This window comes from Rhodospira trueperi (genome assembly GCF_900101965.1).
Lineage (GTDB): Bacteria > Pseudomonadota > Alphaproteobacteria > Rhodospirillales > Rhodospirillaceae > Rhodospira > Rhodospira trueperi.
The window spans coordinates 1-26649 of sequence record NZ_FNAP01000003.1; the positions used below are offsets into that span (position 1 = coordinate 1).

The window sequence follows — 26649 nt, forward strand, 5'->3', positions numbered from 1 at the left end:
TCCGGTTCTGGGGGGCAGACGCCTGTTGAATCACCCTCGAATCCCGTTCGCCACTGAAATCAGCCCTCGGCCGTTAACCTGAGCCCGTTGCCCTGCGGGATGTCACAAAATCCTTGCCCAAACCCGGACAATTTGAATAAACATTCCGCGTCCCAATCAGCCTTCGGCCCGCCGTTCCCGGCGCCGCGCCAACCGGCCTTGGGCGCCGCTCGCGACCAGGTCGGACGTCGGGAGGGCGGGCGAGAGCCCTTAAGAGCGACGCCCGCGCATACAAACAGACAGACTTCGGTACCGGCGCCATCTATCATCTTGACCCGTGGCAAATCAGCAACGCCACTTTAGGCGCGGGCGATAAACTGTGACTCAAATATCACGCTAGAGGGACCTGATTTCAAAGACTCTTTTGTTGACAGTTCGAGTCGAGGCGGTCATGGTGACACGGTGTGCAATGTGTTTGCCGCATCGCGGAGAACGGGAACCCTTGCCTCATCAGTAGGGGTAATCGACACGCCAAGGGGAACACCTTAATCCGTCGGCCGCGCCCTGGCCGACCAATGCAGAACGGATAACCAGCACCAACATGGAGAGACGGGGATGAGTAGTCCGCTCAGCGATCGGACAGGGACCAGGATCACGCCATTGACACCGCCGACCCACCGGCGCCGGGCATGGGCAACGCGCGCGGCGCGCCGTCCGGTTCTCGCCGGGCTCGCCGTGGCCGCCATCGCGGCGCTGGCGATGCCCCACGCGGCCAGCGCCTCCGGCCCGCATGCGGCCGATATCGCCGTCGTCGCGGCCCTTCAGGGCGCACCGGTTCCCCTCCCCGCCCGCAAGCCGGACTTGACCGCGAACACCGAACAGGCCGGCGACGTGATCGACGTCTCTGCAGCGGAGCGCGAAACGGTGGAGATGGCGGCCCTGGTCCCCCAGGCGGGTCGCCCGAACGACACCCCGCCCGTCTCCGTCGCCGCCCGCATCGACCGGGGCGACACCCTGATCGGCCTTCTCATCGAGGCCGGCGTTGACCGGATCGAGGCCCACAAGGCGGTCAAGGCCCTGGACGGGGTGTTCGACCCGCGTCACATGCGCCCCGGTCACGTGGTCAACATCCACTTCGACGAACCGGACGACGACACCCTGACCTTCAAGGGCTTCGATTTCGAGCCCACCGCCGGCACCTGCGTTCTGGTCCAGGCCGATCCCGACACCGAGACCGGGTACGGCGCCGAAGAGAAACAGGCCCCCCTGAGCCGCGAGGTGGTGCGATTCGGCGGCCCGATCACCCTCAGCCTCTATCAGGCCGCGATCGATGCCGGCGTCTCAGACCAGGCCCTGGCCGAGATGATCCGAATCCTCTCGTACGACATCGACTTCCAGCGCGACATCCAGAAGGATGACACCTTCGAGGTCATGTATGAGCGGTTCGTCACCGAGGACGGTCGCCATGTCCGGGACGGCAAGGTGATGTTCACCGCGCTGACCAACGGTGGCGAGCGGATCAGCGCCTATGCCTTCGAAACCGAGGACGGCCGCGAGGACTATTTCAACGAAGCCGGCCAGGGCATCCGCAAGCCGCTGATGCGCACCCCCATCGACGGGGCCCGCCTGTCGTCCAGCTTCGGCATGCGCCGCCATCCCATCCTGGGCTACTCGCGCATGCACACCGGCGTCGACTTCGCCGCGCCCACCGGCACCCCGATCTATGCCGCCGGCGACGGTGTGGTGAACTTCGCCGGACGCAAGGGTGGCTACGGCAACTATATCCGCATCCGCCACAACGGCGAGTTCGCCACCGCCTATGGCCACCTGAGCCGCATCCAGGTGCGCAACGGCCAGCGCGTGGAACAAGGCGACGTCATCGGCCGGGTCGGCACGACCGGCATGTCCACCGGCCCGCATCTGCATTATGAGATCATCCGCAACGGCGAAAAGGTAAACCCGATGGGCGTGCGCTTCCAGCCCGCCATCGAGCTCGCCGGCGCCGAACTGCAACGCTTCCAGGCCGAGCGCCGGGCCATCGACGGCCTGTACGCCAGCTTGCGCGGCCAGACCGAGATCGCCAGCACCGCCGGCGGCGAATAAGCGCACGCCCCCACCCCGACCCCGTTCCCGCAACCGCCCCGCGCCCCCCGGCCGGGGCGGTTCGCGTTGGGAACCCGCGCCCATCTTGCCCGCCGCTCCCCCGCGTGGCATGACTGGCCCCCGACGAACCACCGCAGACACGGAGACCCCGGACCATGGCGCAGACGCTGTTCGACAAGATTTGGGCCAGCCACCTGATCGAACGTCAGGACGACGGCACCTGCCTGATCTACATCGACCGCCATCTGGTCCACGAGGTCACCAGCCCGCAGGCGTTCGAGGGCCTGCGCATGGCCGGCCGGGCGGTGCGCGCGCCCAAGGCGACGCTGGCGGTGGCCGATCACAACGTGCCGACCACCGACCGCGCCGCCGGCATCGCCGACCCGGAAAGCGCCCTGCAAGTACAGACCCTGGAGGACAACTGCGGCGCCTTCGGCGTGCAGTACCTGTCCATGGCCGACATCCGCCAGGGCATCGTCCACATCGTCGGCCCGGAGCAGGGCTTCACGCTGCCCGGCGCCACCATCGTCTGCGGCGACTCGCACACCGCCACGCACGGCGCCTTCGGAGCGCTGGCCTTCGGCATCGGCACGTCGGAGGTGGAACACGTGCTGGCCACCCAGACCCTGCGCCAGATGCTGGCGAAGAACATGCGGGTGCGCATCGACGGAAGCGTGGGCGCAGGCGTCACCGCCAAGGATATCGTGTTGGCCATCATCGGCCGCATCGGCACCGCCGGCGGCACCGGCCATGTCATCGAGTACGCCGGCGACGCCATCCGGGCGCTGTCGATGGAAGGCCGCATGACGGTCTGCAATATGAGCATCGAGGCGGGCGCCCGCGCCGGCCTGATCGCGCCGGACGAGACCACCTTCGCCTACCTCCAGGGCCGGCCCATGGCGCCCAAGGGCGCGGCGTGGGAAGCCGCCGTCCAGTGGTGGAAGACGCTGAAGTCGGACCCAGGCGCCACCTTCGACACGGAGGTGGTGATCGACGCCACCGCCATCGCCCCCCAGGTCACCTGGGGCACCAGCCCGGAAAACGTCCTGCCCATCACCGGCACCGTGCCCGATCCGGCCGCCGAGAGCGACCCCAACCGCCGCGCCGCCATCGAACGGGCGCTCGGCTACATGGGTCTGTCGGCCGGCATGAAGCTGACCGACATTCCCATCGACCGCGTGTTCATCGGCTCGTGCACCAACGGCCGCATCGAGGACCTGCGCGCCGCCGCCGCCCTCGCCAAGGGACGCAAGGTGGCCGACGGCATCGGCGCCATGGTGGTGCCGGGCTCGGGTCTGGTGAAGGAACAGGCGGAGGAAGAGGGCCTCGACCGGGTGTTCCTGGAGGCTGGCTTCGAATGGCGCGAACCCGGCTGCTCCATGTGTCTGGCCATGAACGCCGATCGGCTGGAGCCGGGCGAGCGCTGCGCCTCGACCTCCAACCGCAACTTCGAGGGACGACAGGGCCGCGGCGGCCGCACCCACCTGATGAGCCCGGAAATGGCCGTGGCCGCCGCCGTCACCGGCCGCCTCACCGACGCGCGGGACCTGGGGTAGACGCGGCCCGTTTCCCGGGCTTCCGGCCTCTCCCTCTCGAAACCCGATCCTGAACGTGCGATATTGAGCCGCGCGGGCCGGTTCCATGGCCCGACGGTGGAGCACCGGCGCGGCCCACGCCGGATCGGGTCGGACAGATTGGAGAGGACACGCCATGCCACACAGACAGGCCGCCCGCAAGGCTGAGCAACTGGAGGCCGTCCGCGCCCTCGTCTCCGACCGGTTGACGCCCGGTGATGTGGACCAGGCTGTCCGCTTCGTCGAGGACTTCTACCGCCATGTGCCTCCGGGCGACATGGCCCGCCACGACCCGGAAACGCTGTACGGCGCCGCTCTGTCGGCCCTGGATTTCCTAAGCCAGCGCCAGCCGGACGAACCCGGGGTGCGGGTGCTCAATCCCGTGTACGAACAGCACGGGTATCACATCGAGCACACCGTGCTGGAGATCGTCACCGACGACATGCCCTTCCTGGTGGACTCGGTCACCGCCGCGCTGACCGGCTTGGGCATGGTGGTCTATCTGGTCATTCACCCGGTCCTGAGGGTGCGGCGTGATGACGGCGGGGCTCGGCTGTGCGACACCGAGTCTGATGGCGCGACCCGCGAATCCTTCATCCACGTTCAGTTCGCCGAGCAGACCGACCCCGACGTGCTGGACCGTGTGCGCGCGTCGGTCCGCACGGTGCTGGACGAGGTGCGCGTGGCGGTCGATGACTGGCCGGCCATGACCGAACTGGCCCGCGCCACCGCCGAGGGCCTGCGCGACAGCACACTGCCGACCCCGCCCCCGGACGATCCCGACATGGTGGGTGAGATGGCCCACTTCCTGACGTGGCTGTGCGACAATCATTTCACGTTTCTGGGCACCCGGGACTATGCCTTCGTTGAGACCGAGGCCGGCCCCCGCGCCGACCCGGAGCCCGGACTGGGCATCCTGCGCGCCCCCGACGTCCGGGTGTTCGGGAAACTGCGTGATCTGGAGACCCTGCCGGAGGACGTTCAGGCTTATGTGCTCGGGCCAGCCCCTGTGCTGCTGACCAAGACCGCCATGCGCTCGCGGGTCCACCGTCCGGTGCCGATGGACGCCGTGGTCGTCAAGCGCTTCGACGCCGAGCGGCGGCTGGTCGGCCTGACCCTGATGGTGGGCCTGTTCACCGCCGAGGTTTACACCAACAGCGCGGTCAGCATCCCGGTGGTGCGCCGCAGAGTGGCCCGGGTGATGGCCTTGAGCGGCTTCGCCCCGCGCGGCCACGACGGCAAGCGTCTGCTGCACATCATGGAGACGCTGCCGCGTGACGAACTGATCCAGAGCGACGAGGCCTCCCTGCTGGAGGTCGCGCTGGGCATCCTCGACCTTCAGGAACGCCAGCGCGCCGCCCTGTTCCTGCGCATGGACGAGTTCCAGCGGTTCATTTCCTGCCTCGTCTTCATCCCGCGCGACCGCTACGACACCGCCATGCGGCGAACCGTGCAGGACATCCTGGAAACACGCCTGCGCGGCCGGGTCGAGACCTGGTCGACACAGGTGGACGAGACTCCCCTCGCCCGCCTTCACACCATCCTGCGCACCACGCCGGGCTCCGTTCCGACCCCGGACACCGAGGAGATCGAGGCCCGCATCGCCGCCGCGACGCGCTCCTGGAGCGACCATCTGGCCGACGCCCTGGTCGCCGCCAAGGGCGAGGAACAGGGACTGCGTCTGCTGCGGCGCCACGGCACCGCTTTTCCCGCCAGCTACCGGGAGCGCCACTCGGCCCAGGCGGCCGTCGCCGACATCGCCCGCATCGAAACCGCGCTGGCCACGGGCACGCTGTCGCTCAACCTGCACCGCCCGGTCGAAACCCCCAGGTCAGAGGTTCGCTTCAAGGTCTATCAGCCCAGCGGCGCCGTGCCGCTGTCGGACATGCTGCCGGTGCTGGAGAACATGGGGTTCCGGGTCATCGGCGAGGTGCCCTTCGAACTGCGCCCCAGCCGGGGCACGGTCGGCGACGACGACCAGCCCGCCCCCGGGACGACCACCGCCGCGACCACCGTCTGGCTGCACGACTTCGCCATGACGGCCGCGTCGGGCGCGGTGGTGGATCTGAACCGCGTGCGCGACCCGTTCCAGGAGGCCTTCCGCCGGGTCTGGACCGGAGACCTGGAGAACGACGGCTTCAACCGACTGGTCATTGAGGCCGGGCTGACCTGGCGGCAGGTGACGGTGCTGCGCGCCTACGCGCGCTATCTGCAACAGACCCGCTTCATCTTCAGCCAGAGCTACATCATCCAGGCCCTGGCCACCCATCCCACCATATCGGCCCGACTGGTGGCGCTGTTCGAGGCCCGTTTCGACCCCGAGCCCCCGGAGGACACCACGCGGGCGGAAGCCGACATCGAAGCCGCGATTGTGGACGGGCTCGACGAGGTCACCAACCCCGACGAGGACCGCATCCTGCGGCGCTATCACGGGCTCATCAAGGCGACCCTGCGCACCAATTTCTTCCAGACCACCGAGGCCGGCGCCCCCAAGCCCTGGCTGTCGCTGAAGATCGACAGCCGCTCGGTGACCGACCTGCCGCTGCCGCGCCCCTGGGTCGAGGTGTTCGTGTATTCCCCGCGCGTCGAGGCCATCCACCTGCGCGGCGGCAAGGTGGCGCGCGGCGGCATCCGCTGGTCGGATCGGCGCGAGGACTTCCGCACCGAGGTGTTGGGCCTGATGAAGGCGCAGATGGTCAAGAACGCGGTCATCGTGCCGGTTGGCTCCAAGGGCGGCTTCGTGGTCAAGCGCCCGCCGCCCGCCGACGCCGGCCGCGAGGCCGTCCAAGCCGAAGGCATCGCCTGCTACAAGACCTTCATGCGCGGCCTGCTCGACATCACCGACAACCTGAAAGGCGAGGAAGTGGTTCCGCCGCCCCGGGTGCGTCGGCGCGACGGCGACGATCCCTATCTTGTCGTCGCCGCCGATAAGGGCACGGCGACGTTCTCCGACATCGCCAACGCCATTTCGGCGGAGTACGATTTCTGGCTGCGCGACGCCTTCGCCTCCGGCGGGTCGAACGGGTATGACCACAAGGTCATGGGCATCACCGCGCGCGGCGCCTGGGAGGCGGTCAAGCGTCACTTCCGCGAAATGGGGCACGACACCCAAACGGCCGACTTCACCGTCATCGGCGTCGGCGATATGTCCGGCGATGTGTTCGGCAACGGCATGCTGCTGTCACGACACATCCGCCTGATCGGCGCCTTCAACCACCAGCACATCTTTCTGGATCCGAACCCCGACCCGGCAGTCTCGTGGGAGGAACGAAAGCGCCTGTTCGACCTGCCCCGCTCCTCCTGGGCGGACTATGACCACGGTCTGCTGTCCGAAGGGGGCCAGATCTTCGCGCGACGCGCCAAGGAGGTCCGCCTGACCCCCCAAATCAAGGACATGCTGGGCATCCGTCAGGACGTGGTCACCCCCACCGAACTGATCCGCGCCCTGCTGCGCGGCCCGGCCGACCTGCTGTGGTTCGGCGGCATCGGCACCTACGTCAAGGCCAGTCAGGAATCCCACGTCGACGCGGGCGACCGCGCCAACGACGCCATCCGCGTCGATGCCGACGATCTGCGGGTCAAGGTGATCGGCGAAGGCGCCAACCTGGGTGTCACCCAGCGCGCGCGCATCGAATTCGCCGGCCGGGGCGGGTGCATCAACACCGACGCCATCGACAATTCGGCCGGTGTGGACTGCTCCGACCACGAAGTGAACATCAAGATCCTGCTCGACGGCATCGTCGAGGCCGGCGACCTCACCGAAAAGCAGCGCAATCAGCTTCTGGGCGAGATGACCGACGACGTCGCCGCCCTGGTGCTGCGGGACAATTACCTCCAGACCCAGGCCATCTCGCTGATGGAACGCGGTGCGGCCGGCATTCTCGACCATCAACACCGACTCATGCGCGTGCTGGAACGCAGCGGCCGCCTCGACCGCGCCGTCGAGTTCCTGCCCGGCGACGACGAGATTGCCGAACGCATGGCCGCCGGGCGCGGCCTGACACGGCCGGAACTGGCGGTGCTGATCCCCTACGGCAAGCTGTGGATCTTCGACGAGGTGATGGGCTCCGATATGCCCGAGGACCCCATGCTCAATCAGACCATGGCGTACTACTTCCCGCCAGCCATCCAGACCCGATTCCGCGACCGCATCGGCGGGCACCGCCTGCGCCGCGAGATCATCGCCACCTATATCGCCAACTCCATGATCAACCGGGTCGGCGCCGCCTTCGTCACCGAGATGATGGAAAAGACCGGCATGCGCCCGGCCGACATCGCCCGCGCCTACATGGCGGTGCGCGAGGTGTACGGCCTGCGCGCACTGTGGGACCAGATCGAAGCCCTGGACGGACGCGTCGCCGCCCCCGTGCAGATGGAGCTTCTGCACACCGTCAACCAACTCGTCGCCCGTCAGACGCAGTGGATGCTGCGCCACGGCACGTGGCCGCTGGACGTCACCGCCACGGTAACGGAACTGGCCCCGGCGGTGCAGACGCTTTCCACCAACCTGGACGAATTGGCCACCGCCGAAACCCTGGAAGGCGCCACCGCGCGCATGGAGACCTGGGTCGAGGCCGGCGTGCCGACGCCGCTGGCCGCCGGGGTGGCCTGCCTGATGATCATGGCGGCGGCCGGCGACATCGTGCGCATCACCGCCGCCCATGACCTGCCGATGGAGGGCGTGGCCCGGCTGTACTTCGCCGTCGGCACCCGGCTGGGAATCGGTTGGCTGCGCCGCACCGCCGAGAAACTGGAGACCGGCGGGCACTGGACCAAGCTGGCGGTCTCCGCCCTGGCCGAAGAGTTCTACAGCCACCAGCGCCAGATCACGCACCGAATCATCGAGCACGGTCGCGACCTGGAGGACCCCGACGCCGCCATCGCCGCCTGGATCGAGACCACGCCCGTCACCGTCGACCGCGCCGCGCAGTTGATCGGCGAGTTGCAGGGCACGTCGGGCGGTGTGGATCTCGCCATGCTGACCGTTGCCAGCCGCCAGTTCCGCGCCATGGCGGGGGTGTAGGGCGGCGCCTGGGCGAACGAGAAAGAAACAGGGACCCGTCGCTCGCCCGGTTCAGACCGGTCACCCTCACCCTGCCCCACCCTCTCCACCCCCCGCGCCGGTCAGGGTGTCGACCACCTGGCGCGGCATGGCGAGATCGGCCAGCGCGGCGCGCATCCGCCGGGCCAGTCGGATCGGCTCCCCGTCGGCGGCATCCAGTCGCAGGAACGGGTCCGTGCGGGCGATGGCGAGATACAGGCCGCGACCCTGGAAGGCGGCGGCGAGGTGTCCCTCGTTCCCCTGATGGTCCGCGCGCAGGGTCAGCAGGGTGCGGCCGAACGCCGGCGACACCGCCGCCCGCGCGGCCGCCGCGTCGCTGGTGTAGACGTCGTACTGGTCCTCGACCTCGGCATCGGGGAAGGGAAGGCGCTCCATGTCCTCCAGGCCGGCGAGTTGCTCGCGCACCCAGCCGAGCACCTTGCCGCGTTTGCGCAGGAACAGGATCGTCGGCATCTCCGACGGGGTCTCCACCCACATCAGCAGGCCCCGGAACACCTCGACCGGCTGTTGAGGCCGGCCGCTGTCATGGTGATCCTGTCGCCGGCTCAGGCGCGCCTCCGCCAGTCGATAGCGGACGCCGCGCCACACCCCCTCGATCCCATCCTCCAGCGCGGCCGTGTCGAACGCCTCCACAAGACGCAGATCCTGGAAGCACGCCGGGTCGATGAAGTCGACCCCGATCTCCTGGCGAAACCGGTCGATGGCCATGAACTCGCACAGGATGGGCGCGATCCGCCGGGCCGCGCGGCGATTGACCCGGTTGCGCATGGTCTTCAGCAGTCCGACGGTGCCTCCCACCGTGACCACGGCGACGACCCCAAGCCCCATGGCCAAGGCCGGCCCGGGCGGAGCCAGCACCGCAACCACCGCAGCCGCCGCCGCGCCCAGCCCGGCGACGAGCGCCGCCGCTCGCCGCCCCTTGCCGCTGGCCCTGCACCGTTCGACCTGAAGATTCTGCATCACCGGCAGGATCCGGGTCTCGAAGACCTCGGCGAAGCCCTGTTCGTGCGGGGCCTGTTCCTCGAAAACGGGCGGCGTCGCCATGCCTCCTCCGTGCGGCTATCGGGAGCCGGTCGCGTGCGCGCGGTTGTATTCGATCTGCTCCGGAGTGAGCTGGAAGCCGATGTAGACCGGAACCTCGGCCGCCGCGCCGTCGGCCCCCAGCGGAACCTCGATGCTCAGTTCCTCGCCCACATAGCGCACGCGGTTCGTGTTCTCCGGGAACACGATGGTGGACTCGAAGACCTGCTTTCCCCTTGGATCGGGATAGAAACGCGGGATGGCCACGTAATACTCAAAGGCCTGCTGGCGCTCCGTGGCCGCCGGCCCCAGCGATGCGGAGAAGGCCAGAACCAGATCGACACGCACCGACTGCTCATCGTCGTCGTACTGGCATTCGCCCTGGTATCCGGTCAGTTCCGCCTCCAGCACCACATCCGTCAGGTCACGGCCGGGTCCCGGCCGGAACCGGGTGAGGTCGACGGTGGTGGCTTCCATCCGCACCGGCGGGCAGGGCCGGGTTTCCTCCCGCTCGAAGACCGGGCCGGAGCAGGCCGACAGCATGAGACCAAGGATTGCGAAAACTCCGAGACGGACGGGAATAGGGCGGCAATTGGAGGCGGGGGCGACCATGGGAACGATTTCCGATCAGGGGGAGGGGCGGGCACGGGTGGACGGCGCGACGGAACCCACGGCGGGACGGTGGCGTCCGGCGGGCGGATCGGCTACAACGGCCCGGCGTCGAGATCCCCTGCGCGCGCCCACCATACCCGGGTCGCCCGCCGCCGTCTGCCCGAAAATGTTGGGATCGGTGGGGCGCGACCCGCCCACCCCGTCTTCCGTTTTCCGTTTTCTGTCCGCCGGGTTCATGGCTGTCTACACCGAAGTCACCGACGATGCGCTGGACGCCTTCCTGGAGCAATACCGGGTCGGGCGGGCGCTGTCGTGCAAGGGCATCGCCGAGGGGGTGGAGAACTCCAACTACCTGGTGCAGACGGAAACCGGCCCGCTGATCCTGACCCTGTACGAAAAGCGGGTCGATCCCGGCGACCTGCCGTTCTTCCTGGGCCTGATGGACCATTTGGCGGCGCGCGACATTCCCTGCCCGACGCCGATCCGGGGCCACGACGGAGAGACCCTGCGCGAACTGGCCGGGCGACCGGCGGCGCTGGTCAGCTTCCTATCCGGCATGTGGCCGCGCCGCATCACCCCGCACCACTGCAACCGCCTGGGGGGCGCGCTGGCGCGCCTGCACGCGGCCGGGCGGGACTTCGCCATGACCCGGCGCAACGGGCTGGGCGTGGGCGACTGGCGGCCGCTGTTCGAACGTTGCGCCGACCACGCCGATGACGTGGAGCCCGGCCTGGGGGCGGAGTTGGATGCGGCCCTGGCCGACCTGGAGGCCGCCTGGCCCGGTGGTCTGCCACTCGGCGTGATCCATGCCGACCTGTTTCCGGACAACGTGTTCTTCCTGCGTGACGAGATCTCGGGGCTGATCGACTTCTATTTCGCCTGTACCGATTTCCTCGCCTATGACATCGCGGTGTGCCTGAACGCGTGGTGTTTCGAGGCCCGGGGCGAGTTCAATGTGACCAAGGCGCGCCGGCTGCTGGACGGCTACCGCGCCGTGCGTCCGCTGGAGGCGGGGGAGATGGAGGCACTGCCGGTGCTGGCACAGGGGGCGGCCATGCGGTTTCTTCTGACGCGCCTGTTCGACTGGGTGAACACGCCGGAGGGTGCCCTGGTTCGACCCAAGGACCCGCGCGAGTACCTGTACAAGCTGCGGTTTCATCGCGATGTCGCCGGCCCCGGCGCCTACGGACTGGAGTGAGGACGTGGGGGATGGCACCGATTCCGAGGTCACCCTGGTCACAGACGGGGCCTGCTCCGGCAATCCGGGACCCGGCGGCTGGGGAGCGCTGCTGATCTACCGGGGCGTTGAGCGGGAACTGTCCGGCGCGGAGCCCGAGACGACCAACAACCGCATGGAACTGATGGCCGTGATCGCCGGCTTGGAGGCCCTGAAGCGGCCCTGTCCGGTGCGGATCGTCACCGACAGCCAGTACGTGATGAAGGGCATCACGGAATGGATCGCGGGCTGGAAGCGCAAGGGTTGGAAGACGGCGGCCAAGACGCCGGTCAAGAACGAGGATCTGTGGCGCCGCCTGGACACCGCGCTGTCCCCTCACCAGGTTCGCTGGGAGTGGGTGCGCGGCCACGCCGGCCACCCCGAGAATGAGCGGGTTGACGCTCTGGCGCGGGCCGCGTGCGCCGCGCTGCGGAAGGATTCCGCGTCCGGGTCGAAGTGACCCGCCAGCTCCCTGTCCCGGCGCGAAGACACAAGACGGCGGGGCGCACTCGACCGCCGCGGAGCGGCGGATTGCCCGACAGAGTCGGGCGAATCCGCCCTACCCTTGGTCCTGGGAGTCCTGCTCCGCCTCAAGCAGGGCCAGCTTGCGCGCGGTGCCCCAGCGGTACCCGCCCGGGCAGCCGTCGCCGCGCAGCACGCGGTGACACGGCACCACCATCGCCACCGGGTTGTCGGCGCAGGCCCGCGCCACCGCCCGCGCCGCCGTGGGCTGACCGATGTCTCCGGCGATGGTGCCGTAGGTGCGGGTCTCGCCGGGGGGAATGCGGCGCAGGGCGTCCCACACCTTCAGTTGGAACGCCGTGCCGCGCACGTCGAGCGGCCCGTCAAACGGCCGGCCCGGTTCCGCCGCCAGCGTCTGAACCGTGGGCAGCACGGCCCGCGCCGAGTCGCCGTCGGGCCGAACATCCGCCCTGGGGAAGCGCGCCCGCAGACTGTCGTACAACGCGGCGTCGTCGTCCCCCAGGAATACGGCGCACAGCCCGCGCGGTGTCGCCGCCACCAGCACCCGGCCCAGCACGCAATCACCCATCGTGTAGTCGATCACTTCGCCGGCTCCGCCTTTGCGATAGGCCGATGGGCTCATGCCCAATGCCGCCCCCGCTTCGCCGTGCGCGCGTGCCGGCCCCCCGTAGCCCGCGCCGTAGATCGCCTCCGTCACCGTCGCGCCCTCCTCCAATGCCGTCCGCAACCGCGTCGCCCGCACCGCGCGGGCATACCCCTTGGGACTGACGCCGACCCAGGCCTTGAAGAGCCGTTGAAAATGCCCCGGGCTGAGTCCGGCTTCGGCGGCCAGTTCGGACAGCGTCGGCTCCGCCTCGTCGGTGTCCAGGCGTCGGCGCGCCCGTTCGACGCACCGCGCCACGCCGGTGTCCGCCGGCTCGTCCGGTCGGCACCGCAGGCAGGCGCGGAACCCCGCCGCCCGCGCCTCCTCGGGCCGGTCGAAGTACACGACGTTGGCGCGATTCGGGCGTCGCGACGGGCATCCCGGACGGCAATACACACGGGTCGTCGTCACCGCGTAGACGAACACCTGATCCGGCATCGGCAGTCGGTCGACCACGGCCCGCCAGCGGACGTCATCCTGACCCGAATCAACCACCCTCATGCCGCCGCCCTCCATCACGCGACCCGGCGCAATACCCGGCCGTCCATGACCAGCAGACCGGCGCCGATGACGGCCATACCCACCAGATGGCTGGCCCGCAGCGATTCGTCCAGTACCGTCACGCCCAGCAGGATTGCCGTCACCGGCACCAGGAAGGTCACCAGGATCACATTGGTCGCCCCGGCCGTGGCCAGGATGCGGAAGTACAGCCCATAGGCCAGCGCCGTACACAGCACCGCAAGCCCGAGCAGGGAGGCCAGCACGGGAACAGCCGGCATCGGCAGCGTCCACGGCCGGTCGATGCCAACGGCCAGCGCCACCATGATCAGGCCGGAGAAGGTCACCTGTCCGGTGGCGGTGACCAGCGGATCGAGCCCCATGCCCCGGAATCGCCGCCCGAAGACGGCGGCGAACGCATAGGACAGGCCGGCGCCCAGCACCGCCATCTGGGCCAGCACCGGCGCGTCCGGCACATACAGGGCATCGGCGCCGATCAGCACCACGACCCCAGCGAACCCGATGGCCACGCCGAGCCCCTTGTGCGCCGAGAACCGCTCGTCGGCCAGCAGCAGGCCGGCGACGACGACCGTGAACAGCGGCGTGGTGGCGTTCAGGATCGACGCCAGGCCGGACGGAATCTGCGTCTGCCCCCAGACGATCAGGCTGAACGGGATCACGTTGTTCAGCACCCCCATGACGGCGAACGCCGCCCAGACGGCGGGATCGCGGGGAATCGGCCGCCGCAGCGCGAACACCGCCATCCACAGCACCGGCGCCGCCAGCCCGACGCGCGCGGCCACGATGGTCAGCGGCGGTAGCGCCTGCACCGCCACGCCGACGAAAAAGAACGAGCCGCCCCACAACAGGGAGAGGCTGAGCAGCATGGCCCATTCCTTCAGCCCCATGGTGGGGGAGACGGGCACACCGGCGACACTCATCATGGGACTCCTTGATCCATCACCTCGATCATCCGAGTGTCCCGACCCATATCAGGGCCGCGCCGGATGAGCATTCCGGTTCCTGCGATCAAAACAATCCCACCCGGGATGATGTCGCCGCCCTTTCCAAAACCCCTCGCCTCGGTCAGAAAGGAAGCGCGGACGAACGCACCGCACAATGGTCGCCCATTTGATACAATGGTCGCCCATTTGATAAAGAGCAGGGACACCGACCGGACCATGACCGCCGCCCCCCCGACCCCCGTTCCGGATCGCACCGCGCCCGAGTGGCGCGCGCTGGACGCCGCCCATCATCTGCATCCGTTCACCGACCACAAGGCGCTGACGGAGCAGGGGTGTCGCATCATCACCCGCGCGGAGGGCGTCTGGCTCTGGGATTCGGAAGGCACGCGGATTCTGGACGGCATGGCCGGGCTGTGGTGCGTCAACGTCGGCTACGGCCGCCGCGAACTGGCGGACGCGGCGGCGCGGCAAATGGCCGAGTTGCCGTACTACACCCAGTTCTTCAGGACCGCGACGCCGCCGACCATCGAACTGGCGCGCCGGCTGGCGGACCTCACCCCGCGCGGCCTGAGCCACGCCTTCTTCACCAACAGCGGATCCGAGGCCAACGAGACCGCGATCCGCATGGTCCGCCACTACTGGGCGCTGGAGGGCCAGCCCGCCCGCACGGTCATCATCGGACGCGACAACGGCTATCACGGCTCCACGGTCGCCGCCGCCGCCATGAGCGGCATGAAGGCCATGCACCGGCAGGGTGGCGGGCCGGTGCCCGACTTCGAGCACATCCGCGACCCCCACCGATTCCGCAATGGCCCCGACCAGTCTCCGGAGGCGTTCGGTCGCACGGCCGCCGGATGGCTTGAGGAGGCGATCCAGGCCATCGGTCCCGGTCGGGTCGCCGCCTTCATCGGCGAGCCGATCCAGGGCGTCGGCGGCCTGATCGTGCCCCCGCCCGGCTACTGGGCGGAAATCCAGCGCATCTGTGCCAATCACGGCATTCTGCTGATCGCCGACGAGGTCACCTGCGGATTCGGCCGCACCGGCCACTGGTTCGGCAGCCAGACCTTCGATATCCGGCCGGACATCATGACCCTCGCCAAGGGTCTGTCGTCCGGCTACATGCCCATCGCCGCCGTGATGGTGGGACAGCGGGTGGCTCGCACCCTGATCGAATTGGGTGGCGAGTTCGCCCATGGTTTCACGTCGTCCGGGCACCCAACGGCTTGCGCCGTGGCGCTGGAAAACATTAGCATCCTGGACCGCGAGGGGTTGGTGGAGCGCGTGCGGGAGGATGTCGGTCCCTATCTGATGGAGCGGCTGGAGGGGTTGAGCGGTCACCCCCTGGTCGGCGAGGTGCGCGGCCGGGGCCTGATGGCCGGCGTCGAACTGGTCCGCGACAAGGCCGGTCCCGGGGTCTTCAGGCCGGTCGGCCGGGTCGGAACACACTGCCGGGATCTGTGCTTCAAAGCCAACGCCATCATCCGCGCGGTCGGCGATACCATGGTGATGGCGCCGCCCCTGATCATCACCCGCGCGGAGATCGACACCCTGGTGGACACCCTGTCCCGCGCTCTGGACCAGACCAAACGCGACTTGCCCCGCCTGATGCCCTAATGCGTTGAGACCCCCGGCTCACCGAACGAATCCTGGATGGAGGGACCCGCAATGGCCGATCCGCGCACCCTGTTGTTGTCCGGTCTCACGGCCGTGGCCCTGACCGTCGGTGCCGCCGCCCCGACGCCGGCCGCCGCCGAAGGCCAGCTGCACTTCTACAACTGGTCGGATTACATCGCCGAGGACACGATTCCCGGCTTCGAGGCCAAGACCGGGATCGACGTGACCTATGACGTCTACGACTCCAACGAGGTGCTGGAGGCCAAGCTGCTGGCCGGCAGCACGGGCTATGACCTTGTCGTGCCCACGGGCATCTTCATGGAACGGCAGGTCAAGGCCGGCGTGTTCCGTCCGCTCGACACGTCTCAGATTCCGAACCTCGAACATCTCAACCCGAAGCTGATGGGGTATCTGGCCGAACTTGATCCCGGCAACGCACACGCCGCGATCTACATGTGGGGCACGACCGGCCTGGGCCTGAATGTGGACATGGTTCGGGAACGGCTCGGCGAGGACGTGGCGCTGGACAGCTACGATCTGCTGCTGGACCCGGAGAAGGTGTCGAAGCTGGCGGACTGCGGTGTCCATGTTTTGGATGCGCCGACGGAGCTGATCCCCATCGCGCTGAACTACCTGGGGCTCGATCCCAACACCGAGCGGGCCGAGGATTTCGAGGCGGTGGCCGCGTTGCTGATGCCCATCCGCCCCCACATCACCAAGTTCCACTCGTCCGAATACGTCAACGCCCTGGCCAACGGTGACATCTGCCTCGCGCTGGGCTGGTCCGGCGACGTGCTCCAGGCCGCCGACCGCGCCGCCGAGGCCGACAACGGCGTCACCGTGACCTACGTGATTCCCAAGGAAGGCACCTTGATGTGGTTCGACACGCTGGTCATTCCCGCCGACGCGCCGAATCCGGACGCCGCGCATGCGATGATCAACTACCTGCTGGAGCCGGAGGTCTCGGCCGCCATCTCCAACTACGTCGCCTACGCCAACGCCAACGACGCCGCCGCGCCCTTCATGGACGAGGCGATCCTGAACGATCCGCGCATCTATCCCGACGACGAGGTATTGGCGCGGTTGTTCCCGGATCGGGCCTCCTCGCAGGCGGTGGATCGCATGCGCACCCGCCTGTGGAACCGCTTCAAGACAGGAATCTGAAGCCCGGAACGGCCGGCCTGAACCATTTCGACGAAGGTTTTGCGTCGGGTCATTATTCCCTTGTGGTCCGGCCGGCCCTTTCGGTTACGATGACGCCAACACACGGCCCGGCGGTTACGGCATCACCTGTTGGTGGCCCGACCCGCCCGTCCGCGCGATCCAGGAACAGTGAGCGCCGTCAAGAGCGTCACCACCGGGAAGGGATACGTCATGGGACAGGCTCCCCTGCACCGCCCGACGGACATGACCCGTCCGTTGGACCTTCGCCATGAGCGGCGCACCGGCCCGGAACGGGTGCGGCGGCCCATCTACGTCGATCACCTGCCGCCCTGCAATCAGGCCTGCCCCGCCGGCGAAAACATCCAGGCGTGGCTGGCCCTGGCCCAGGCCGGCGAGGATGAGGCGGCCTGGCGCGAGCTCGTCCGGGACAACCCGATGCCGGCCGTGCATGGGCGCGTCTGCTATCACCCGTGCGAGGACGCCTGCAACCGCAAGGACCTGGATGCCTCGGTCACGATCCACGCCGTGGAGCGCTACCTGGGCGATCTGGCGCTGCAGAAGGGATGGGCGTTCGATCCCCCGGCCGCGTCCACCGGCAAGAAGGTGCTGATCGTCGGCGGCGGCCCCAGCGGCCTGTCGGCGGCCTATCACTTGGCGCGCGCCGGACACGCCGTGACCATCCACGAGGCCGGCCCCATGGCCGGCGGCATGATGCACTTCGGCATTCCGGCGTACCGCATGCCGCGCGACGTGCTGGACGGCGAGATCACGCGCATTCTCGACCTGGGCATCACCCTGAACCTGAATCACAAGGTCACCGACCTGGAGAAGGAACGTCAGGCCGACGCCTTCGACGCCGTGTTCGTCGCCGTCGGCGCGCACCTCTCCAAGCGGGTGGACATCCCGGCGCGCGACGCCGGCACCATGCTCGACGCGGTGTCGTTCCTGAAGAGCGTCGAGGCCGGCGAGCGCCCGCGCCTGGGCCGTCGCGTCGCGGTCTACGGCGGCGGCAACACCGCCATGGATGCCGCCCGCGTCGTCAAGCGGCTGGGGCACGAGCCCCTGATCGTCTATCGCCGCGACCGCGAGAACATGCCCGCGCATGACTTCGAGGCCCAGGAGGCGCTGGACGAGGGCGTGGAAATCCATTGGCTGCGCGCCATCAAGAGCCTGGACCAGACCTCCATGACCGTGGAGATCATGGAACTGGACGACCGCGGCCGACCCCGCCCCACTGGCGAGACCGAAACCATCGAGGCCGACGATTTGATCCTTGCCCTGGGTCAGGACACCGACACCAGTTTCCTGCGCTCCGTGCCGGGCCTGTCGTTCGACCGCGACGGCACCGTGCGGGTTGATGAGCGTATGATGACCGGCGCGCCCGGCGTGTTCGCCGGCGGCGACATGGTGCCCTCCGAACGCTCGGTGACCATTGCCGTCGGCCACGGCAAGCAGGCGGCGCGCTGCATCGATACGTGGCTGCGCGGCGGTCTGTTCCAGCGCCCGCCGCGAAATCCGGCGGTCAGCTTCGCCGACCTGCAAGTGCCGTACTATGTCGAGGCCGATCCCCGCGAACAGCCCCACCGTAGCGCCGAGGAGGCCACCAGTGGCTTCGAGGAGGTGGTCGGCGGCCTGTCGACGCTGGAAGCCCACTACGAGGCCAAGCGCTGCCTGTCGTGCGGCAACTGCTATGAGTGCGACGGCTGCCAGGGCGCCTGCCCGGAAAACGCCATCCAGAAGCTGGGGTCGGGCAAGGGGTACCGGGTCGATTTGGAACGCTGCACCGGGTGCGGCGTGTGCCACGACCAGTGCCCGGTCCACGCCATCGAGATGATTCCGGAACCGCACCACTGACCCCCCGGGCGGGCGGCTCCACCCGCTCGCCCCCCCCCCGCCGAGACGGCAAGCGCGCCACGCAAGAGCGCCCAGACGCCGTGCCAGGGACGGAAGCCCAGGGAACTAGAGGGACATCCAGCCATGCCCGATACCACCGCGCTGTCCACCTCGGAGTCCGCTGCGGCGCGCGAGGTCCCCAACGAGCCCCTGCGCGTCATGATCGACGGCAACGAGGCCTGCGCCCACGTTGCCTACCGGGTCAACGAGGTGTGCGCGATCTATCCGATCACGCCGTCCTCGACGATGGCCGAACTGGCCGACGAATGGGCCTCGCAGCGCAAGACCAACATCTGGGGCACCATCCCGGACGTCATGGAGATGCAGAGCGAGGGCGGCGCCGCCGGCGCGCTGCACGGCGCGTTGCAGGCCGGATCGCTGGCCACCACCTTCACGGCCTCCCAGGGCCTGATGCTGATGCTGCCGAACATGTACAAGATCGCGGGCGAGCTGACCGCCTGCGTGATCCATGTCGCGGCCCGCTCTCTGGCGCGCAACGCGCTGTCGATCTTCGGCGATCATCAGGACGTGATGGCGGCGCGCACCACCGGCTTTGCCCTGCTGGCCTCGGCGTCGGTGCAGGAGGCGCACGACCACGCCCTGGTCGCCCAGGCTGCCACCCTGCGCGGGCGCGTGCCGATCCTACATTTCTTCGACGGCTTCCGCACCTCGCACGAGATCAACAAGATCACGCTGATCCCCGACGCGGTCATCCGCGACATGATCGACGACGATCTGGTGCGTGCCCACCGCCTGCGCGCGCTCAGCCCGGAGCGGCCGTTCGTGCGCGGCACCGCCATGAACCCGGACGTGTACTTCCAGGCCCAGGAGGCGAGCAATCCCTTCTACGAGCGCATGCCGGACATCGTCGAGGCGGAAATGGCGCGCCTGTCGGCCATGACGGGGCGACCGCTGGCGCCGTTCACCTACCACGGCCCGCCCGACGCCGAACGGGTGATCGTCATCATGGGCTCGGGCGCCGAGACCGCCATGACCACCGCCGACTATCTCAACGAGACCACCGGCGCGGGCGTGGGCGTCATCAAGGTCAGTCTGTTCCGCCCTTGGTCGGCGACCAAACTGCTCGCCCTGCTGCCGCCGTCCACGCGGGCCATCGCGGTGCTGGACCGCACCAAGGAGGCCGGCGCCCAGGCCGAGCCGATGTACCTGAACGTGCTGGCCACCCTGGCCGAGGCCCAGACCTATGACCGGCTGCCGACGAAGACCATGCCGCGCCTGATCGGCGGGCGCTACGGCCTGTCGTCGAAGGAATTCACGCCGGGCATGGTCAAGGCGGTCTATGACGAACTGGCCAAGGCCGACCCCAAGCCGCGCTTCACCGTGGGCATCACCGACGACGTCACCCACCTGAGCCTCGCCGTCGATCCCGACTTCTCCATCGAGCCGGACGGCGTGGTCCGCGCCATCTTCCATGGCCTGGGCTCCGACGGCACCGTGGGCGCCAACAAGAACAGCATCAAGATCATCGGCGGCGAGCCGGATCGACACGCCCAGGCCTATTTCGTCTACGATTCCAAAAAATCCGGCTCGCGCACCGTCTCGCACCTGCGGTTCGGCCCGGAGCCGATCACCGCGCCCTATCTGGTCGAACGGGCCAACTTCGTCGCCTGCCACCAGTTCCAGTTCGTCCACATGATCGACATCGTGGACCGCGCCGCGCCGGGCGCCGACGTGCTGCTCAACAGCCCCTATCCGCCCGATGAGACGTGGTCGCGCCTGCCCGACACCATGCGCCGGGCCATCCGCGAGAAAAAGCTGAAACTGCACGTGATCGACGCGGTCAAGGTGGCGCGGGAGGCCGGATTGGGCCGGCGCGTCAACACCATCATGCAGGTGTGCTTCTTCGCGCTGTCGAAAGTGCTGCCGCCGCATGTGGCCATCGAGCGCATCAAGGCGGCGATCTCCAAGACCTATGCCCGCCAGGGCGACGAGGTGGTGTCCCGCAACCACGCCGGCGTGGACATGGCGCTGGCGCACCTGCGCGAGGTGCCCCTGCCGCCGGAAAGCGCCGACACGATCCGTGTGCCGTCGCGCGCGCCGGTGCCCGATACCGCGCCCGACTTCGTGCGCACCGTCACCGCCGCCATGCTGGCGGACAAGGGCGACACCCTGCCGGTCAGCGCCCTGCCGGCCGATGGCACCTTCCCCAGCGGCACGACGCAGTACGAAAAGCGCGACATCGCCACCCAGATTCCGCGTTGGGATCCCACGCTGTGCATCCAGTGCGGCAACTGCTCCATGGTCTGTCCGCACGCCGTCATCCGCACCAAGTTCTACAACCAGACCCGCTTGGTGGGGGCACCGGAGAGCTTTCCCCACGCGCCGGTGGAGGCGCGCGGCTTCCCCGACATCCGCTTCTCGTTGCAGGTCATGGTCGCCGATTGCACCGGCTGCGGCCTGTGCGTCAGCGTCTGCCCGGTCCAGGACCCGACCAACGCCAGCCACCGCGCCATCAACATGGAGGACAAGCTGACCGTGCGCGGTGAGGTCGAGACCAATCAGGCCTTCTTCGACACGCTGCCCATCAACGACCGCTCGCGCGTGGACTATTCAACGGTCAAGGGGGCCCAGTTCCTGCGCCCGCTGTTCGAGTTCTCCGGCGCCTGCGCGGGCTGCGGCGAAACACCCTATGTGCGGCTGCTGTCCCAGTTGTTCGGTGACCGCCTGCAGGTGGCCAACGCGACCGGCTGTTCGTCGATCTACGGCGGCAACCTGCCGACCACCCCGTGGGCGGTGGACGAAACCGGGCGCGGCCCGGCGTGGTCCAACAGCCTGTTCGAGGACAACGCCGAATTCGGCCTCGGCTTCCGCATGTCGGCCGACAACCATGTGCGGCTCGCCCGCGACCTGCTGGCGCGGCTGGCCCCGGTGGTCGGCAAACAGTTGGCCGCCGCCATCCTGGAGGCCGATCAGCGCAGCGAATCGGCCCTGGTGGCCCAGCGCGCCCGGGTCGAGACGCTGCGCGGTATCCTGGAAGGGATGGAGGACGGCGACGCCCGCCACCTGCTGTCGGTGGTCGATCACCTCGTGCGCCGCTCGATCTGGATCGTCGGCGGCGACGGCTGGGCTTACGACATCGGGTCCGCCGGCCTCGACCACGTTCTGTCCAGCGGTCGCGACGTCAACATTCTGGTCATGGACACCGAGGTCTATTCCAACACCGGCGGCCAGATGTCCAAGGCCACGCCGGTGGGCGCGGTCGCCAAGTTCGCCGCCGCCGGCAAGCGCGTGGGCAAGAAGGATCTGGCGCTCCAGGCCATCAGCTACGGCAACGTCTATGTCGCCCGCGTGGCCATGGGGGCGAACCCGCAGCATGTGCTGACCGCCTTCCGCGAGGCCGAGGCCTATCCGGGCACGTCCATCATCCTGGCCTACAGCCACTGCATCGCCCACGGTATCGCCATGGACAAGGGCATGGATCAGCAGGATCTGGCGGTCAAGAGCGGCTACTGGCCGTTGCTGCGCTACAACCCGGCGGTCAAGGAGGCGGAGGAAAACCCCTTCATCCTCGACAGCCCGCGCCCGCGCATTGCCCTGTCGGCCTACACCCAGAACGAACTGCGCTACCGTGCGCTGTCGGCCAGCGATCCGGAAACCGCGCGCGTGCTCATGGCCCAGGCGCAGAAACAGGTGCTCGACAAGTACCACCTGTACGAGGAAATGGCGCGCGAGGGTGCGCGCGGACAGATGTGAGGCGGTAAGAGACCCCGTATGCCAGCGCTTGACCCGACCCTGAGCCGCGACATTCTTTCCGCCGTGGACGACGGCTTTGCGGAACAAGTGTCCTTTCTGGAGGACCTCGTCCGCTTCCCGTCGGTGCGCGGGCAGGAGCACACCGCCCAGGACTTCATGCACGACGCCCTGGCGGCGCGCGGCTATGCCATGGATCGCTGGACCATCGACGTCGAGTCCATCCGGCACCATCCGGGCTTCTCGCCGGTGACCGTGGACTACAGCCACGCGCTCAACGTGGTCGGCAGCCACCGTCCGAGGGAAACGGCGGGCCGCTCCCTGATCCTGAACGGTCACATGGACGTGGTGCCGACCGGCCCCGTCGATATGTGGGCCAGCCCGCCCTTCGACCCGCGCCGCGACGGCGACTGGCTGTACGGGCGCGGCGCGGGGGACATGAAGGCCGGCCTGTCGGCCAACGTCTTCGCCGTGGACGCGCTGCGGCGGCTGGGCTACCGGCCGGCGGCGCCGCTGTATCAGCAATCGGTCGTGGAGGAGGAGTGCACCGGCAACGGCGCCCTCGCCTGCCTCGCGCGCGGCTACCGCGCCGACGCAGCGATCATCCCGGAGCCCGAGGACGACAAGCTCGTGCGCGCCAACGTCGGCGTCATCTGGTTCCAGGTCACGGTGCGCGGCACGCCGGCGCATGTGCGCGAGGCGGGGCAGGGCGCCAACGCCATCGAGGCGGCGTTCCGCCTGATCCAGGGCCTGCGCGGGCTGGAAGCCGACTGGAACGCCCGCAAGGGGGATCACCCCCACTTCGACCACCTGGACGCCCCGATCACCTTCAACCCCGGCAAGATCGCGGGCGGCGACTGGGCCTCGTCGGTGCCGGCGTGGTGTACCTTCGACGGGCGGTTCGGGCTCTATCCCGGGGTCAGCCCGCGCGACGCCGCCCGCGAGATCGAGGAGTGCCTGCGCCGCACGGCGGCCGCCGATCCCTTCATGGCCAACCAGCCGCCCGAGGTGACCTACAACGGCTTCATGGCCGAGGGCTATGTGCTGGAGGAGGGCAGCGAGGCGGAACGGACCCTGGGCCGCGCCCATGCGTCGGCGTACGGGCAATCGCTGGAGGCCTTCACCACCACCAGCTATCTCGACGGCCGGGTGTTCGTGCTCTACCAGGACACGCCGTGCCTGGTGTACGGGCCGCGCGCCGAGGCCATCCACGCCTTCGACGAGCGCGTCAGTCTGGCCTCGCTGCGCCGGGTCACGGGAACCATCGCCCTGTTCATCGCCGACTGGTGCGGGCTGGAGCGGGCCTGATCCCGGTCGCCGCGACTCCGGCGCCCGCGCCATGCCCGTCAGTCCCCTCGATCCACCATGATTTTGCGGCGCCAGAGCGCGCCCCAGCGCCGATCACGGGTGAAAGTTCTGTCCGTCGCTCAACAGCATGACGGAGATACGTGTATGCTCCCCAACATTACAACAAGATAAAAATGCCCGCGCCGGTTTCCGGTGATCCGTCTGTTCACCGGAAACCGGAGGCCCCGGCCATGATCCGCGCCCGCGTCGCCCGCCGTCTTGCCCTCCCCCACCTGCTCGCCATGGCCCTGGTGGGCCGCGTGCCTTGTTGTGCCCGGTTTCGCCCAGGCGGCGGAGGGCGCGCCGGGTGAGGGGGCCTTTGTCGCCGAGGGGGCGGCGCCGCTGCCGATGACGCCCGGCGCGGCGCTGATGGACGGCACGGCCCTCGACGGCGGATCGCTGGAGCAGATGGCCCGCAATTGCTGCCGCATCTGCCGCCGGGGCAAGGCCTGCGGCGATTCCTGCATCAACCGCGCCTACACCTGCCACCGCCCGCCGGGGTGCGCGTGCAATGGGAATTAGCCGGATTCCGTAGGGCGGGTTCGCGCCGAAGGCCTAGCCCGCCATGGTCGGATTCGCTATGCGCGTCGTCTCCCGACGCTCCGGCGGCCCACTCTGGGCCGGCCGGGTGACGCTCGCTCCGTGGTCTTTGTGTCTCTGTGGTGACTCCTCGCGACGGCGAGGCGGACCACCACGGAGACACGGAGGACACAGAGACGTCGCGCCAACCGGCTCGGTTCGCCGATCCGCCGCCAGAGTGGCGTGGGCCGACCCGGCCGGGCGAGAGGACAACTCCCGCACGGCGTGAGTGCTTCGTGGGCTCATCTTTACTCTTTCGTGCTCATGACTTTTCGGATATCATGAGCAGGCAGCAATTGGGATTAGCCGTCCCTGTAAACCAAACGGCACTTTGTCTTGGGGCTCGTATCGACTACCGCGGGAAATCCCGAACCCAGCTGCGCCGGAACGACCGGCAATTCAGGATAGCCTGTGTATCCCCACGCGGTGGGCTATTCAGGTCTTTCTCGACGGCGCGTGAATGCGCTTGCCGAAAGGTGCCTTGCACCCAAACGGCAAGACAAGAACGCCCTGAAAGGGGACCTATGGATAGCCGGCAGTTCTATGTCGTCCTTTGCGTGGTGACACTGCTCACGATCTCATCTGGCATTGCAGCAGCGATCCTCGCTTTTCTCGCAGACCCGAGCAGAGAAGAGCAGAAGAAAGTTGTTCTGATGTTTGAGCACATTTTTACGTTCGGCGCGGGCGCGATCGTGGCGCTGCTGTCAACAGATAGGACGGACCCGCAATAAAACGGAACCGCTTGCGACCGTACATGTGGCTGGCGGCCGGACGGGGCTTGCAGCGCCGTCCGGAACCGTTTTTTCCCCATGGCCCAGAACTCCGTTCCGGGCGGGAGTACAACTCCCGCCCGGCGTGACGATAAACAAATATAATATTTATCTACTGCAGTAACAAAACATTCACAAACCTGTCACACGGGAGTCGTCGTCCGTGAGTACCTTGCCTTTGCGGTTCGGCAGTCTTCAAACGGACACAAAAAAAGACCGGGCCACACAGGACCCGGTGCGAGTGTGCTTGGATTATTGTGCCGCCCTTTCCTACTTAGCGAAAAGCAAAGCGTCAAGGGCAAATCCGGCGGCATCCGCACCGGGTTCTCCTTTTCACAAGGAGGACAACCATGCTAGAAATCGTGATAGTGTGGGTGGGTCTGAGGGTAAAATTCAAGCTATCCTGGATCCACGGCATTCCGTAATCCTGTAAAACACTGTCAGAGGGGACTCTAGGCATGCCAGATGCCCCGTTTCATAATGTCAGGTTCGGATAACTGAGCTTCCCGAAGGGGCGGTTGTGGCTACACACCGCCCCTTCACATTTCCAAATTCTGGCGAAATACGCTTGATGAGAAAGCTACTCGCGTTTCCACCCTTCTCCCCCCCTAATGCTTCAAGATCTGGCTCAGGAACAGTTTGGTGCGGTCGCTGGTGGGGTTGGTGAAGAACGTGCTGGGCGGGGCCTGCTCCACGATCTGGCCGTCGTCCATGAACACGACGCGGTCGGCCACCGTCTTGGCGAAGCCCATTTCGTGGGTGACGCACACCATGGTCATGCCGCTCTCGGCCAGTTGCACCATGACGTCGAGCACCTCCTTGATCATCTCCGGGTCGAGGGCCGACGTCGGCTCGTCGAACAGCATCAGCTTGGGGTTCATGCACAGCGCGCGGGCGATGGCCACGCGCTGTTGCTGACCGCCGGAGAGCTGACCGGGGTACTTTTTCGCCTGCTCGGGGATCTTGACCCGCTCCAGCAGGGCCATGGCCCGTTCCTCGGCCTGACGGCGCGGCTCCTTCCTCACCCAGATCGGCGCCAGCACGCAGTTCTCCAGCACCGACAGATGCGGGAACAGGTTGAAGTGCTGGAACACCATGCCGACCTCGCGGCGGATCATATCGATCTTCTTGATGTCCTCGGTCAGTTCGATGCCGTCCACCACGATGGAGCCGGCCTGGTGTTCCTCCAGCCGGTTGATGCAGCGGATCATGGTGGACTTGCCGGAGCCGGACGGGCCGCACACGACGATGCGCTCGCCCTTGTGGACGGTCAGGGTGATGTCGCGCAGAACATGGAAGCTGCCGAACCACTTGTTCATGTCGGTGATCTGGATCATGGCCTCGGCACCGACCTGATGCTCGACGGGGCGGCGCTCCGACAGCCCGTTGGCGTCCTGCAGGGTGTCGATCTCGGTC

The 26649-nt window shown here is 68.0% G+C and carries 17 protein-coding genes; 12 read left to right on the forward strand and 5 right to left on the reverse strand.

Annotated features, from left to right (window positions below):
* Window positions 1–639 precede the first annotated feature (639 nt).
* From BLS85_RS05190 to BLS85_RS05200, 3 genes are all read left to right on the forward strand, one after another.
* Entirely contained in the window at window positions 640–2082 is a 1443-nt protein-coding gene (locus tag BLS85_RS05190) for a M23 family metallopeptidase (protein WP_176793393.1), read from the forward strand.
* A gap of 155 nt (window positions 2083–2237) precedes the next feature.
* Window positions 2238–3638: a 3-isopropylmalate dehydratase large subunit gene (gene leuC, locus BLS85_RS05195; protein ID WP_092783281.1), complete on the forward strand. Its 1401-nt coding sequence runs from the start codon at window positions 2238–2240 to the stop codon at window positions 3636–3638.
* 154 nt (window positions 3639–3792) lie between these two features.
* Window positions 3793–8679: an NAD-glutamate dehydrogenase gene (locus BLS85_RS05200; protein ID WP_092783284.1), complete on the forward strand. Its 4887-nt coding sequence runs from the start codon at window positions 3793–3795 to the stop codon at window positions 8677–8679.
* Window positions 8680–8745: 66 nt separating this feature from the next.
* Here BLS85_RS05200 and BLS85_RS05205 read toward each other — a convergent pair whose 3' ends face one another.
* Complete coding sequence (locus tag BLS85_RS05205; protein WP_092783287.1) at window positions 8746–9762, reverse strand: DUF3137 domain-containing protein; 1017 nt, start codon at window positions 9760–9762, stop codon at window positions 8746–8748.
* Between the two features lie 15 nt (window positions 9763–9777).
* Window positions 9778–10350, reverse strand: a complete 573-nt coding sequence (locus BLS85_RS05210) for a hypothetical protein (RefSeq protein WP_143027095.1) — start codon at window positions 10348–10350, stop codon at window positions 9778–9780.
* Between the two features lie 235 nt (window positions 10351–10585).
* Here BLS85_RS05210 and BLS85_RS05215 point away from each other — a divergent pair, with 235 nt between their 5' ends.
* Window positions 10586–11548, forward strand: coding sequence for a homoserine kinase (locus BLS85_RS05215; RefSeq protein WP_092783992.1), 963 nt, complete (start codon window positions 10586–10588; stop codon window positions 11546–11548).
* Window positions 11514–12026 (forward strand): ribonuclease HI, encoded by a 513-nt coding sequence (gene rnhA / locus BLS85_RS05220; RefSeq protein ID WP_092783293.1) that lies wholly within the window; start codon window positions 11514–11516, stop codon window positions 12024–12026. Before BLS85_RS05215 ends, rnhA begins: the two co-directional genes overlap by 35 nt.
* A gap of 99 nt (window positions 12027–12125) precedes the next feature.
* Here the strand turns inward: rnhA and ada are convergent, their stop codons facing one another.
* On the reverse strand, window positions 12126–13193 hold the full coding sequence (gene ada / locus BLS85_RS05225; protein WP_092783994.1) for a bifunctional DNA-binding transcriptional regulator/O6-methylguanine-DNA methyltransferase Ada: 1068 nt from the start codon (window positions 13191–13193) through the stop codon (window positions 12126–12128).
* Between the two features lie 14 nt (window positions 13194–13207).
* Window positions 13208–14134, reverse strand: coding sequence for a DMT family transporter (locus tag BLS85_RS05230; protein ID WP_245699090.1), 927 nt, complete (start codon window positions 14132–14134; stop codon window positions 13208–13210).
* A 237-nt stretch (window positions 14135–14371) separates the two neighbouring features.
* Between BLS85_RS05230 and BLS85_RS05240 the strand changes: the two genes are divergently transcribed.
* From BLS85_RS05240 to BLS85_RS05270, 7 genes are all read left to right on the forward strand, one after another.
* The gene (locus tag BLS85_RS05240) at window positions 14372–15769 is read left to right on the forward strand and encodes an aspartate aminotransferase family protein (protein ID WP_092783299.1); all 1398 of its coding nucleotides are present in this window, start codon (window positions 14372–14374) and stop codon (window positions 15767–15769) included.
* 51 nt (window positions 15770–15820) lie between these two features.
* Window positions 15821–16933, forward strand: a complete 1113-nt coding sequence (locus BLS85_RS05245; RefSeq protein WP_092783302.1) for a polyamine ABC transporter substrate-binding protein — start codon at window positions 15821–15823, stop codon at window positions 16931–16933.
* Between the two features lie 210 nt (window positions 16934–17143).
* Window positions 17144–18787, forward strand: a complete 1644-nt coding sequence (locus BLS85_RS05250) for an NAD(P)-binding protein (RefSeq protein ID WP_218128304.1) — start codon at window positions 17144–17146, stop codon at window positions 18785–18787.
* Between the two features lie 123 nt (window positions 18788–18910).
* Entirely contained in the window at window positions 18911–22540 is a 3630-nt protein-coding gene (gene nifJ / locus BLS85_RS05255; RefSeq protein ID WP_218128306.1) for a pyruvate:ferredoxin (flavodoxin) oxidoreductase, read from the forward strand.
* Between the two features lie 18 nt (window positions 22541–22558).
* Window positions 22559–23845 carry an ArgE/DapE family deacylase gene (locus BLS85_RS05260; RefSeq protein ID WP_092783305.1) on the forward strand — a complete coding sequence of 429 codons (1287 nt, stop codon included), beginning with the start codon at window positions 22559–22561 and terminating at the stop codon, window positions 23843–23845.
* Between the two features lie 309 nt (window positions 23846–24154).
* On the forward strand, window positions 24155–24406 hold the full coding sequence (locus tag BLS85_RS05265) for a hypothetical protein (protein WP_092783308.1): 252 nt from the start codon (window positions 24155–24157) through the stop codon (window positions 24404–24406).
* Between the two features lie 581 nt (window positions 24407–24987).
* Entirely contained in the window at window positions 24988–25194 is a 207-nt protein-coding gene (locus tag BLS85_RS05270; RefSeq protein WP_092783311.1) for a hypothetical protein, read from the forward strand.
* A gap of 647 nt (window positions 25195–25841) precedes the next feature.
* Here the strand turns inward: BLS85_RS05270 and BLS85_RS05275 are convergent.
* A complete protein-coding gene (locus BLS85_RS05275; RefSeq protein WP_176793427.1) occupies window positions 25842–26570 on the reverse strand; it encodes an amino acid ABC transporter ATP-binding protein in 729 nt (242 codons plus the stop codon).
* Between the last annotated feature and the right edge of the window lie 79 nt (window positions 26571–26649).